Source organism: Siminovitchia jepli, assembly GCF_047228825.1.
Taxonomy (GTDB): domain Bacteria; phylum Bacillota; class Bacilli; order Bacillales; family Bacillaceae_C; genus Siminovitchia.
Window position 1 is genome coordinate 15,358 of the sequence record NZ_JBFEGN010000015.1, and the last position, 13,222, is coordinate 28,579.

General features: G+C 47.0%; 13 protein-coding genes and 1 other annotated feature. All 13 genes read left to right on the forward strand.

Translation table 11 applies throughout. From position 1 onward, the window contains the following. Positions 1–15 precede the first annotated feature (15 nt). Positions 16–165, forward strand: a complete 150-nt coding sequence (gene rpmG / locus AB1L08_RS08045; RefSeq protein WP_413064156.1) for a 50S ribosomal protein L33 — start codon at positions 16–18, stop codon at positions 163–165. Positions 166–198: 33 nt separating this feature from the next. Continuing rightward, positions 199–384, forward strand: a complete 186-nt coding sequence (gene secE / locus AB1L08_RS08050) for a preprotein translocase subunit SecE (protein WP_413064157.1) — start codon at positions 199–201, stop codon at positions 382–384. Positions 385–542: 158 nt separating this feature from the next. Continuing rightward, entirely contained in the window at positions 543–1,076 is a 534-nt protein-coding gene (nusG, locus tag AB1L08_RS08055; RefSeq protein ID WP_413064158.1) for a transcription termination/antitermination protein NusG, read from the forward strand. A 131-nt stretch (positions 1,077–1,207) separates the two neighbouring features. Beyond that, positions 1,208–1,633 (forward strand): 50S ribosomal protein L11, encoded by a 426-nt coding sequence (gene rplK / locus AB1L08_RS08060; protein WP_413064159.1) that lies wholly within the window; start codon positions 1,208–1,210, stop codon positions 1,631–1,633. Between the two features lie 90 nt (positions 1,634–1,723). Beyond that, positions 1,724–2,425, forward strand: a complete 702-nt coding sequence (gene rplA, locus AB1L08_RS08065; RefSeq protein WP_413064160.1) for a 50S ribosomal protein L1 — start codon at positions 1,724–1,726, stop codon at positions 2,423–2,425. Between the two features lie 44 nt (positions 2,426–2,469). Next, positions 2,470–2,613: a sequence feature (ribosomal protein L10 leader region), on the forward strand. A 19-nt stretch (positions 2,614–2,632) separates the two neighbouring features. After that, positions 2,633–3,133 (forward strand): 50S ribosomal protein L10, encoded by a 501-nt coding sequence (gene rplJ / locus AB1L08_RS08070; RefSeq protein WP_413064161.1) that lies wholly within the window; start codon positions 2,633–2,635, stop codon positions 3,131–3,133. 164 nt (positions 3,134–3,297) lie between these two features. Further along, on the forward strand, positions 3,298–3,663 hold the full coding sequence (gene rplL / locus AB1L08_RS08075; protein ID WP_413064162.1) for a 50S ribosomal protein L7/L12: 366 nt from the start codon (positions 3,298–3,300) through the stop codon (positions 3,661–3,663). Between the two features lie 69 nt (positions 3,664–3,732). Next, on the forward strand, positions 3,733–4,335 hold the full coding sequence (locus AB1L08_RS08080) for a class I SAM-dependent methyltransferase (RefSeq protein ID WP_413064163.1): 603 nt from the start codon (positions 3,733–3,735) through the stop codon (positions 4,333–4,335). A gap of 249 nt (positions 4,336–4,584) precedes the next feature. Further along, positions 4,585–8,139 carry a DNA-directed RNA polymerase subunit beta gene (gene rpoB, locus AB1L08_RS08085; protein ID WP_413064164.1) on the forward strand — a complete coding sequence of 1,185 codons (3,555 nt, stop codon included), beginning with the start codon at positions 4,585–4,587 and terminating at the stop codon, positions 8,137–8,139. A gap of 83 nt (positions 8,140–8,222) precedes the next feature. After that, entirely contained in the window at positions 8,223–11,795 is a 3,573-nt protein-coding gene (gene rpoC / locus AB1L08_RS08090) for a DNA-directed RNA polymerase subunit beta' (RefSeq protein WP_489686524.1), read from the forward strand. Between the two features lie 129 nt (positions 11,796–11,924). Continuing rightward, a complete protein-coding gene (locus AB1L08_RS08095; protein ID WP_413064166.1) occupies positions 11,925–12,173 on the forward strand; it encodes a 50S ribosomal protein L7ae-like protein in 249 nt (82 codons plus the stop codon). A 111-nt stretch (positions 12,174–12,284) separates the two neighbouring features. Continuing rightward, positions 12,285–12,704, forward strand: coding sequence for a 30S ribosomal protein S12 (gene rpsL / locus AB1L08_RS08100; RefSeq protein ID WP_413064167.1), 420 nt, complete (start codon positions 12,285–12,287; stop codon positions 12,702–12,704). A gap of 45 nt (positions 12,705–12,749) precedes the next feature. After that, positions 12,750–13,220, forward strand: coding sequence for a 30S ribosomal protein S7 (gene rpsG, locus AB1L08_RS08105; RefSeq protein WP_413064168.1), 471 nt, complete (start codon positions 12,750–12,752; stop codon positions 13,218–13,220). The last annotated feature ends 2 nt before the right edge of the window (positions 13,221–13,222 follow it).

Consider the following 13,222-nt stretch of genomic DNA (forward strand, 5'->3'; position numbering starts at 1 on the left):
AGGTGCGAAAGTCAGATGAAGAGAAAAATCACTTTGGCCTGCACGGAGTGCGGCTTACGAAATTATACAGCGGATAATCATAAAGGCGGTGCAGGCAAGCGGTTAACATTGAAAAAATATTGCAGGCATTGCAATGCCCATACACTTCACCAGGAAACAAAGTAATCCGTCGTACTTTTTATGTTGGAGGTTAGATCCATGTCAAGCATAACTCAATTTTTCCGCAACGTCAGCACAGAAATGAGAAAAGTAAGCTGGCCGAAGCGAAAGGAACTTACGGGATATACGATTACCGTTATCACAACGGTCATCATACTTGCACTATTCTTTGCAGGTGTTGATTTAGTCATTTCCAAATCCATACGCCTTATTCTCGGATTGTAAATAATCATTCGATAAACTTGTATATAAGTAAACGCTGCATGGTATAATGTTATCAATCGCATATTTGCACCCGTACTTCAAAGCCCGATCGACGGGTTTTTTCATTTGGCCAATATTTAAAGAATTGATAGGGAGGGAAGGACGAACAGTCCCAATCCATGGAAAAAAATTGGTATGTGGTTCACACCTATTCGGGATACGAGAACAAGGTGAAGGCAAATCTGGAAAAAAGGGTAGAGTCTATGGGAATGCAAGACAAAATTTTCCGCGTTATCGTTCCTGAAGATGAAGAAACTGCCATGAAAAACGGCAAAAAGAAAACAGTCAAGAAAAAAGTTTTTCCAGGCTATGTGCTCGTGGAGCTTATTATGACAGATGATTCATGGTATGTCGTCCGGAACACGCCGGGCGTAACGGGATTCGTCGGTTCCGCCGGTTCAGGATCAAAGCCCACGCCGCTTCTGCCTGAGGAAATCAACTATATATTAAAGAGAATGGGCCTCGAAAAGCCCCAGGTTGATGTCCAGTTTGAACAGGGGGAAACGGTTTCGGTAAAAGAAGGTCCGTTTGCCAACCAATCCGGAAAGATAGAATCATTGGATCAAGATAAAGGAAAAGCTAGAGTGCTTGTCAATATGTTTGGCAGGGAAACACCTGTGGAACTTGACTTTGCCCAAATTGAAAAAATATGATTCGCAACAACTTGAATTTTGCTGTCAAAAGTGATAATATTTTTTAGGTTAGTCCGTCTCGAAACAGACGGCTTTATGAGTGGGAGGGGAAGACCCTATTACCACATCACGGACTTAAGGAGGTGTGTCTCGTGGCTAAAAAAGTCATTAAGATTGTTAAATTGCAAATACCTGCCGGAAAAGCGAATCCTGCACCGCCAGTCGGACCGGCACTCGGCCAGGCAGGCGTAAACATCATGGGTTTCTGCAAAGAGTTTAACGCCCGTACACAAGATCAGGCAGGACTTATCATTCCTGTTGAAATCACAGTGTTTGAGGATCGTTCTTTTACATTCATAACAAAAACTCCGCCGGCGGCTGTTCTTCTCAAAAAAGCAGCAGGCATCGAGTCTGGTTCCGGTGAACCAAACAAGAAGACGGCGGCTGTCATTAAACGTGATAAAGTGAGAGAGATCGCCGAAATGAAAATGCCGGATTTAAATGCGGCGAATGTGGAAGCGGCAATGCTCATGGTTGAAGGCACTGCACGCAGCATGGGAATCAAGATAGAAGACTGATTGTTGGTGGTTGCAGGGTTGCGCCATCCATCTGCAACCTTCTTCGTGGGAGGTTATTCCGCTATCACCACAATATAGGAGGATATTATAATGGCTAAAAAAGGCAAGAAATACATTGAGGCTTTAAAGCTTGTCGACCGTTCAAAAGCTTATGCAGTTGCAGAAGCGATTGAACTCGTCAAAAAAACGGATTATGCAAAATTTGACGCGACAGTAGAAGCGGCATTCCGCCTTGGGGTAGACCCGAAAAAAGCGGACCAGCAAATTCGCGGTGCAGTTGTACTGCCTAACGGCACTGGCAAAACGCAACGCGTACTCGTTTTTGCCAAAGGCGAAAAAGCGAAAGAAGCTGAAGCTGCGGGAGCTGACTACGTCGGAGACACAGAGTACATTAACAAAATCAACCAAGGCTGGCTTGACTTTGATGTCGTTGTCGCAACCCCTGACATGATGGGTGAAGTGGGCAAGCTTGGACGGACGCTTGGTCCCAAAGGGTTAATGCCCAACCCGAAAACAGGAACGGTTACATTTGATGTAGCCAAAGCGGTCAACGAAATCAAAGCGGGTAAAGTCGAATATCGTTTGGACAAAGCCGGAATTATTCACGTTCCGATCGGTAAAGTCTCCTTTGACTCTGCCAAATTGGAAGAAAACTTTTCAACTCTTTATGAGACGCTCTTAAAGGCAAAGCCGGCTGCTGCCAAAGGCACATACATGAAGAGTGTAACGATCACTTCGACAATGGGGCCCGGCATTAAAGTGGACCCGGCCACTGTTTCCGTCAAAGCATAAGTTGACAACAAACAGCCGATCGGGTAAAATGTGTTTGCCAAAATTAAATTAAAACATTTGTACCGTAGACAGCAGGTGCTTAAAAAGCTTAATTTCCTGCCGAGGTCATTGCGATATATTTTTTCAATCTGTCCGTATGATTGAACGCATGAAACCTCCAGTCTGCATGGAGGTTTTTTTATGGTATAAATGTTGGGAGGTGTAAAGGTGAGCAACGTTATCGAGCAAAAGAAACAAATTGTTGAAGAAATTGGGGAAAAATTAAAATCAAGCGTATCTACAGTCATTGTTGACTACCGCGGATTAAACGTCGCAGAAGTAACAGAACTCCGCAAACAGCTTCGTGAAGCGGGAGTCGAGTTTAAAGTTTATAAAAACTCAATGACTCGCCGTGCTGCAGAAGCTGCTGACCTGGCCGGACTGAACGAAACGCTGGTTGGCCCGAATGCGATTGCATTCAGCACGGAAGATGTTGTGGCGCCGGCCAAAATTTTAAACAACTTTGCGAAAGAACATGAAGCCCTTGAAATCAAAGCGGGAGTCATAGAAGGAAACATCGCTACTGTGGACGAAATCAAGGCACTTGCAAATCTTCCTTCCCGCGAAGGCTTGCTTTCCATGCTGCTTAGCGTTCTTCAAGCTCCAGTTCGCAACTTGGCGCTTGCTGCAAAAGCTGTGGCAGAGCAAAAAGAAGAACAAGGCGCGTAACGTAAAGGGAAAGCCTTTGCCCATCAGCGAAATGTGCAGGAGGGCCAATCAGAGAGGCATTCTTTCAAGCCTCCCGAATTGGACCGAAGGACCGCGGGCTGCAACGCCCGGAATTAGACACTGAAACCCCAAATTACTTAAATCGAATAATGGAGGAAAAAATCATGACGAAAGAGCAAATTATTGAAGCTGTCAAAGAAATGACAGTTCTTGAATTAAATGAATTAGTAAAAGCGATTGAAGAAGAGTTCGGCGTAACGGCTGCTGCTCCGGTTGCTGTAGCCGGCGGGGCTGCTGCTGGTGAAGCTGCTGCCGAACAAACGGAATTTGATGTCATTCTTGCCAGTGCGGGTGCACAAAAAATCAAAGTGATCAAAGCGGTTCGCGAAGTTACAGGCCTTGGCTTGAAAGAAGCGAAAGAGCTTGTCGATAACGCTCCCAAGCCAATCAAAGAAGGCGCATCCAAGGAAGAAGCTGAAGAACTTAAAGCGAAACTTGAAGAAGTTGGGGCAGAAGTCGAAGTTAAGTAATGATTGTGCTGGAAAAAGCTCGTCCATATACGGCGGGCTTTTTTCGCACGTTAACGGGGGTAGCCAAAAATGACGGATCATTATTATTCGCACCGGCCCGAAACAGAGAGCGAACCGATCTATTGGAGCACCACATTACGGGGAAGCAGTTTTCATTTTAAAACGGACCGGGGTGTATTTTCCAAAGGTGAGGTCGACTTCGGTTCCAGGCACCTTCTTGAATCTTTTTCCATGCCTGATATAGACGGGCCCGTGCTGGACGTTGGCTGCGGCTATGGTCCGATTGGCTTGAGCATCGCAAAGGATTATCCCGGCAGGCATGTTCACATGACTGATGTAAATGAACGCGCACTCGGCTTGGCTAAAGAGAATGCGCAACAAAATGGCATTGAAAATGTTGCCATATATGAGAGCTCCGGTTTTCAAAGCATACAAGAAAGAAACTTCGCCGCTATTTTGACAAATCCGCCCATCAGGGCCGGAAAGCAGGTTGTTTTTGATATATTTGAAGGCAGTTTCTCCCATTTGGCACACGGCGGGGAGCTGTGGGTTGTAATTCAAAAAAAACAAGGTGCACCTTCGGCCAAAGTGAAATTGGAAGAGTTGTTCGGCAAGGTGAACGTTGTAAACAAGAAAAAAGGGTATTTTATTTTGAAGGCAATAAAAATTTGATTCTTCAACACTTTTATGATAGCATTGTAAGATGCCAATATAATGTTTTCCATAAAATCACCTAAAAGCATATTTTAGACGTATAATCAATGGCTTTTATGGAAAAAATGAATAAATATAAGTTTGTCTCGGGGAAAATTGTGGTTTTCAAAGCAAAACCATTTTTCTTTTTTGTCTGATGATTTGTATCTTCCTTTATTCCTGGATGGGTATCAATCATTAAAATGCATGATTTGAGGGGTGAAACAGTTGACAGGTCAACTTGTTCAGTACGGACGACACCGCAAACGCAGAAGCTTTGCCCGCATTAGTGAAGTATTGGAGCTGCCAAATCTAATTGAAATCCAATCTTCTTCCTATCAATGGTTTCTTGATGAGGGCTTAAAGGAAATGTTTCAGGACATCTCCCCAATCGAAGACTTTGCCGGGAATTTATCTTTGGAATTTATTGATTACAGTCTCGGCGAACCGAAATATTCCGTGGAGGAAGCAAAAGAGCGCGATGCCACATACTCTGCCCCGCTTCGCGTCAAATTGCGCCTTTTAAATAAAGAAACAGGCGAAGTAAAAGACCAGGACGTCTTCATGGGCGACTTTCCGCTGATGACGGAAATGGGGACATTCATCATCAATGGAGCAGAACGTGTCATTGTTTCCCAGCTCGTTCGGTCACCAAGCGTGTATTACAGCGCCAAAATTGACAAAAACGGCAAAAAAGGTTTTACGGCTACGGTCATTCCGAACCGCGGAGCATGGCTCGAGTACGAAACAGATGCAAAAGATGTCGTGTATGTCCGGATTGACCGGACGAGAAAACTGCCGGTAACGGTTCTTTTGCGTGCGCTTGGGTTCGGTTCTGATCAAGAAATCATCGAACTGATCGGAGATAATGAATATCTCAGAAATACACTCGAAAAAGACAATACGGAGAGTGTGGAAAAAGCGCTTCTGGAAATTTATGAACGCCTTCGTCCAGGCGAGCCCCCAACAGTGGAAAATGCCAAAAGCTTGCTGATCTCCCGTTTTTTTGATCCAAAGCGATATGATTTGGCCAATGTTGGACGTTATAAAATCAATAAAAAGCTTCATATAAAAAACCGTTTGTTTGGCCAGCGGCTTGCTGAAACGCTTGCTGATCCGGAAACGGGTGAAATCATCGCGGAAAAAGGAACTTTTCTTGACCGCCGTACGCTGGACAAATTGATTCCGTTTCTTGAAAAGGGTGCAGGATTTACAACATACAACAGCCATGGCGGTGTAGTGGAAGATGATATTACGGTCCAAACAGTCAAAATATATGCTCCCAACGATGACGAAGAAAAAACGATTAATGTGATCGGCAATGCCTTTATTGAAGAAGAAATAAAGAATATTACGCCTGCTGATATTATTGCATCCATCAGCTATTTCTTTGATTTGCTGTATGGTGTCGGGGATACGGACGATATCGACCATTTGGGGAACCGCCGTTTGAGATCTGTCGGAGAATTGCTTCAAAACCAGTTCAGAATCGGTTTGTCCCGTATGGAGCGTGTCGTGCGCGAGCGCATGTCCATCCAGGACATTCAGACGATCACACCGCAGCAATTAATTAATATCCGGCCTGTCATTGCTTCCATTAAAGAGTTTTTCGGAAGCTCCCAGTTGTCGCAATTCATGGATCAGACGAATCCGCTTGCGGAATTGACGCATAAACGCAGGCTGTCGGCACTTGGACCGGGCGGTTTGACTCGTGAGCGTGCGGGCATGGAAGTCCGTGACGTCCACTATTCCCACTATGGGCGCATGTGTCCGATTGAAACGCCTGAAGGTCCCAACATCGGCCTGATTAACTCGCTTTCAACTTATGCAAAAGTAAACCGCTTCGGTTTTATCGAAACACCGTATCGCCGGGTTGATCCTGAAACCGGGCTTGTCACGGACCAGATTGACTATTTGACAGCGGATGAAGAAGATAACTATGTTGTCGCCCAGGCAAACGCCCCTCTCACAAAAGAAGGCGGCTTTCTCAACGAAGAAGTCATTGCCCGTTTCCGTGGAGAAAATACAGTTGTGAAAAGGGAACGTATCGACTATATGGACGTATCTCCAAAACAAGTCGTATCTGCCGCAACGGCATGTATACCGTTTCTGGAAAACGACGACTCAAACCGTGCGCTAATGGGAGCGAACATGCAGCGGCAAGCTGTTCCGCTTATGAAACCGGAAGCGCCGCTTGTCGGAACCGGAATGGAATATGTCTCTGCAAAAGATTCGGGCGCGGCCGTTATTTGTAAACATGACGGCATCGTCGAGCACATTGAAGCCCGGGAAATTTGGGTGCGCCGCATTCAAACGCTGGATGGCGTTGAAGTCAAAGGCGATCTCGATAAATATCGCTTGCTCAAGTTTATCCGTTCCAACCAGGGCACCTGCTATAACCAGCGTCCGATTGTGAATGTCGGCGATCGTGTAACGAAAGGTGAGATCCTGGCGGATGGGCCTTCCATGGATCAAGGGGAACTTGCCCTTGGCCGCAACGTTCTTGTCGCCTTCATGACATGGGAAGGCTACAACTATGAGGATGCCATTATTATGAGCGAACGTCTTGTAAAGGACGATGTGTATACATCGATTCATATTGAAGAATATGAATCAGAAGCCCGTGATACGAAGCTTGGTCCCGAAGAAATGACAAGAGACATTCCAAACGTCGGGGAAGAGGCACTTAAAAACCTCGATGAACGCGGCATTATCCGCATAGGTGCAGAGGTAAAAGATGGAGACCTGCTCGTCGGAAAGGTAACTCCCAAAGGCGTAACAGAATTAACCGCCGAAGAACGCCTCCTTCATGCCATTTTTGGAGAAAAAGCGCGTGAAGTTCGTGATACGTCACTCAGAGTGCCACACGGCGGCGGCGGAATTGTCCTTGATGTAAAAGTATTCAACCGTGAAGAGGGTGATGAACTCGCACCTGGAGTGAATCAACTTGTCAGGGTGTATATTGTTCAGAAGAGAAAAATCTCAGAAGGGGATAAAATGGCTGGACGCCACGGGAACAAAGGGGTTATTTCACGGATATTGCCTGAAGAGGATATGCCGTTTATGCCTGACGGTACCCCTGTGGATGTCATGCTTAACCCGCTTGGTGTTCCTTCAAGGATGAACATCGGGCAAGTATTGGAGCTGCACCTGGGAATGGCGGCAAGAAATCTCGGCCTTCACATGGCCTCGCCTGTTTTTGACGGAGCCACTGAGGAAGATGTTTGGGACACAATCGAAGAAGCCGGTATGTCCTCCGATGCGAAAACAGTCCTTTATGACGGAAGAACGGGAGAACCGTTTGATACAAGGGTTTCCGTCGGTGTCATGTACATGCTGAAATTGGCACACATGGTTGACGACAAATTGCATGCCCGTTCCACTGGACCATACTCACTCGTCACTCAACAACCGCTTGGCGGCAAGGCCCAATTTGGCGGACAGCGTTTTGGCGAGATGGAAGTATGGGCACTTGAAGCCTATGGCGCTGCTTACACGCTTCAGGAAATCCTGACTGTCAAATCAGACGATGTTGTCGGACGTGTCAAAACGTACGAGGCAATCGTTAAAGGGGAAAACGTGCCGGAACCGGGCGTCCCCGAATCGTTCAAAGTTTTGATCAAAGAATTGCAAAGCCTTGGAATGGACGTCAAAATTCTGTCGGGTGATGAACAGGAGATCGAAATGCGCGAACTTGAGGATGAAGATGACGTTCATCAGGCAGACACGTTGAACATCGCCCCGGAAACAAAAGTGGAAGAAACAGCCGCGACAAAAGAATAATCAATTCGTCAAGGCAATAAGGGTTAAACCTGTATATGAAAAGGGAGGTAGGCCCCTTGTTGGATGTAAACAATTTTGAGTATATGAAAATAGGCCTTGCTTCACCAGATAAGATTCGTTCATGGTCATATGGGGAAGTGAAAAAGCCGGAAACAATCAACTATAGAACACTTAAACCAGAAAAAGACGGCCTTTTCTGCGAGCGTATTTTCGGACCGACGAAAGATTGGGAGTGTCACTGCGGCAAATACAAGCGCGTACGTTATAAAGGTGTCGTTTGTGACCGATGCGGCGTTGAAGTAACAAGGGCGAAAGTTCGCCGCGAGCGCATGGGCCATATTGAGCTTGCCGCTCCCGTCTCTCACATTTGGTATTTTAAAGGGATTCCGAGCCGGATGGGGCTTCTCCTTGATATGTCGCCAAGGGCATTGGAAGAAATTATTTACTTTGCGTCCTATGTCGTGACAGACCCTGGAGATACGACCCTGGAAAAGAAACAGCTTTTATCCGAAAGAGAATACCGTGCTTACCGTGAAAAATATGGAACGCAGTTCCAAGCTTCCATGGGTGCGGAAGCGATCAAAAAACTATTGCAGGACATCGATCTTGATAAGGAAGCGGATCAACTGAAAGAAGAGCTGAAAACAGCGCAGGGTCAACGCCGGACACGTGCCATCAGACGCCTTGAAGTAATTGAAGCGTTCCGTCACTCGGGAAATCATCCGGACTGGATGGTTCTCGAAGTACTTCCGGTCATTCCCCCTGAACTGCGCCCGATGGTGCAGCTTGAGGGCGGCCGCTTCGCAACATCAGATTTGAACGATTTGTACCGCCGGGTCATTAACAGAAACAACCGTCTGAAAAGGTTGTTGGACCTAGGTGCTCCCGGAATTATCGTTCAGAATGAGAAGCGGATGCTTCAGGAAGCGGTGGATGCCTTAATCGACAACGGACGGAGAGGACGCCCGGTAACGGGGCCGGGAAACCGCCCGCTTAAATCCCTTTCCCACATGCTGAAAGGAAAACAGGGGCGCTTCCGCCAAAACCTGCTTGGCAAACGTGTTGATTATTCAGGGCGTTCGGTGATCGTCGTGGGTCCAAACTTGAAAATGTACCAGTGCGGACTTCCAAAAGAAATGGCACTTGAGCTGTTCAAGCCTTTCGTCATGAAAGAGCTTGTTGAAAAAGGGCTTGCACACAACATAAAAAGTGCAAAACGCAAAATCGAGCGTGTTCATCCCGAGGTTTGGGATGTACTTGAAGAAGTGATTCAGGAACATCCGGTTCTGTTGAACCGTGCACCGACGTTACACAGGCTTGGAATCCAGGCATTTGAGCCGACGCTTGTTGAAGGAAGGGCCATTCGCCTTCACCCGCTTGTTTGTACAGCTTACAATGCCGACTTTGATGGTGACCAAATGGCTGTCCACGTCCCGCTTTCAGCGGAAGCCCAGGCTGAGGCAAGGCTGCTGATGCTTGCCGCCCAAAACATCCTCAATCCAAGGGACGGGAAACCGGTCGTTACGCCATCACAGGATATGGTTCTCGGCAACTATTATTTGACGCTTGAGCGCGAAGGTGCCACGGGCGAAGGCATGATTTTTACAAATCCGAATGAGGCGCTGCTTGCGTATCATAACGGCTACGTGCACCTCCATTCCCGGATTGCCATTCATGCCGAGTCGCTTAAGAACGAAAAATTTACGGACGAACAGCGGAAAAAATTGCTCATTACGACTGTGGGCAAAATCATATTCAACGAGATTTTGCCGCCTTCGTTTCCATACATTAATGAGCCGACGAACAAAAATCTGGAAGGAAATACGCCTGACAAATACTTCGTGTCTCCAACGGAGAACGTTCGTGAATATATTCAAAATCAGCCGCTCGTACGGCCGTTTAATAAAAAAATACTTGGAAACATCATTTCGGAAATCTTTAAGAGATTCCAGATTACCGAAACATCCAAAATGCTTGACCGGATGAAAAATTTGGGCTTCAAATATTCAACAAAAGCCGGTATTACTGTTGGTGTTTCCGATATCGTCGTATTGTCCGAGAAGGAAACGATCTTGGAGGAAGCCCAATTAAAAGTGGATAACGTCATGAAGCAGTTCAAGCGTGGTTTGATAACCGATGAAGAGCGTTATGACCGTGTTATTTCCATTTGGAGCGCGGCGAAGGATCAAATACAGGATAAATTGATGGAGTCCCTCGACAACTTGAACCCGATCTACATGATGAGCGATTCCGGTGCCCGTGGTAACCCGTCCAACTTTACCCAGCTTGCGGGAATGCGCGGACTGATGGCCAACCCGGCCGGCCGAATCATTGAACTTCCGATCAAATCAAGCTTCCGTGAAGGTTTAACGGTACTCGAGTACTTTATTTCGACGCATGGAGCACGTAAAGGATTGGCGGATACGGCGCTTAAGACAGCGGACTCCGGATACTTGACAAGGCGCCTTGTTGATGTGGCCCAGGATGTCATCGTCCGGGAAGACGACTGCGGAACAGACCGCGGACTTCTCGTAGCGGCATTAAAGGATGGATCCGAAGAAATCGAGTCATTGGAAGAAAGGCTTGTCGGCCGCTTTACGCGTAAAAAAGTCGTACATCCTGAAACGGGAGAAATCATCATTCCGGAAAACACGCTCATCACTGAGGACACAGCAAAAGAAATTGTCAACGCCGGTATTGAGCAAGTGTGGATCCGCTCGGCATTTACATGCAACGCGCGTCACGGAGTATGCAAAAAATGCTACGGCCGCAACCTGGCGACCGGATCCGTCGTGGATGTCGGCGAGGCAGTTGGAATCATTGCTGCCCAATCGATTGGTGAACCTGGTACACAGTTAACAATGAGAACATTCCATACCGGGGGCGTTGCCGGAGACGATATTACCCAGGGTCTTCCCCGTATCCAGGAATTGTTTGAAGCGCGGAACCCGAAAGGGCAGGCGGTTATTTCGGAAATCAGCGGTACAGTCACGGCCATTAATGAGGGCAGGGACCGCCAGCACGAAATTGTCATCCAGGGTGAAATAGAAAGCAAAACATACACGGCTCCTTATACAGCCCGCTTGCGCGTAGCTGTCGATGACCATGTAGAGCGCGGGCAGGAATTGACCGAAGGGTCGATTGATCCTAAAGAGCTTCTCCGTACACGCGATGTAGCTGCGGTGCAAGAGTACCTGCTCCGTGAAGTGCAAAAAGTTTACCGGATGCAAGGAGTTGAAATCGGCGACAAGCATATCGAAGTAATGGTGCGCCAAATGCTCCGCAAAGTCAGGGTGACAGACGCCGGGGATACCGATGTGCTGCCCGGAACGCTTCTTGACATTCACCAGTTTACGGATGCAAATGAAAAAGCCCTGTTGGAAGAGAAGACGCCGGCAACCGGCCGTCCGGTATTGCTCGGTATTACCAAAGCATCGCTTGAAACGGATTCGTTCTTGTCAGCCGCATCCTTCCAGGAAACGACGCGCGTCCTGACCGATGCCGCCATCAAAGGAAAGCGGGACGAACTGCTCGGCTTAAAAGAAAACGTCATTATTGGCAAACTGGTCCCTGCGGGAACAGGCATGCAGCGTTACAGGAAAGCAAGAGCCGTGATCGGGAAGCAAGAGGAAACGGTAAACGTGGAACAACAATAACAGCGGTCCGCCAGCTTTCAGGCTGGCGGGTCATAAATTTTCTCTGTTTATGTTGACATTGAAAATATCAGATGATAATATATTCAAGGTGATCCTATCAATAACCTGTTACTTTGGAGGATATGCAAATTGTCTTATGAAAAAGTGTCACAGGCTGCAAATGTTATCATAGGAACAAAGCAAACGTTGAGGGCCCTGAAATCCGGACACGTGATTGAAGTGATAGTTGCTGAAGATGCCGACCCGCGCATCACTGAAAACATCATTCAAACCGCCAACGAAGCGAACGTCCCCATTACAAAAGTGGACTCGATGAAAAAGTTGGGCAAAGCGTGCGGAATTGAAGTAGGAGCGGCAACGGTTGCCATTACTCACTAAAGGTGTTTTTGCAGAAAATCCCTATTGTCCTGCAAAAACTTGTTTTTTTGCCTTAAAAAAGAACCACCTGGATGTGTGGGACTATAAAAATGTTGAAAGGAGGAGCAAACAATGCCTACAATTAACCAATTGGTCCGCAAGCCAAGAAAGTCTAAAGTAACCACTTCTGACTCTCCTGCGCTTAATAAAGGCTATAACAGCTTCAAAAAAACAACGACAAATGTATCGTCACCTCAAAAACGTGGTGTATGTACGCGTGTAGGGACAATGACGCCCAAAAAGCCAAACTCTGCCCTTCGTAAATATGCCCGTGTCCGTTTGACAAATGGCATTGAGGTTACTGCCTACATTCCCGGAATCGGACATAACTTGCAAGAACACAGCGTTGTGCTGATCCGCGGCGGACGCGTGAAAGACTTGCCGGGTGTACGTTATCACATTGTTCGCGGCGCTCTGGACACGGCCGGAGTGGAGAACCGTGCACAAAGTCGTTCCAAATACGGAACAAAACGCCCTAAAGAGAAAAAATAATCGATTATAACAGATTTTTAACAAATCGCGAAAGGAGGAACCTCAATGCCACGTAAAGGACCTGTTGCCAAAAGAGACGTTCTCCCTGATCCGATCTATAACTCTAAGCTTGTTACTCGTCTGATCAACAAACTTATGGTAGACGGAAAAAGAGGAAAAGCACAGTCTATCTTATATTCAGCATTTGATATCGTTCAAGAAAGATCCGGCAAAGATGCCATGGAAGTGTTTGAACAAGCACTCAAAAACATCATGCCCGTATTGGAAGTAAGAGCCCGCCGGGTTGGTGGGGCAAACTACCAAGTACCGGTTGAAGTGCGTCCTGAGCGCCGTTCCACGCTTGGGCTGCGCTGGTTAGTAAACTACGCTCGCCTCCGCGGTGAAAAAACGATGGAAGAGCGTTTGGCGAATGAAATTCTTGATGCAGCCAACAACAGCGGAGCTTCCGTTAAAAAACGTGAAGACACGCATAAAATGGCGGAAGCAAACAGAGCGTTTGCCCATTACCGCTGGTAAGC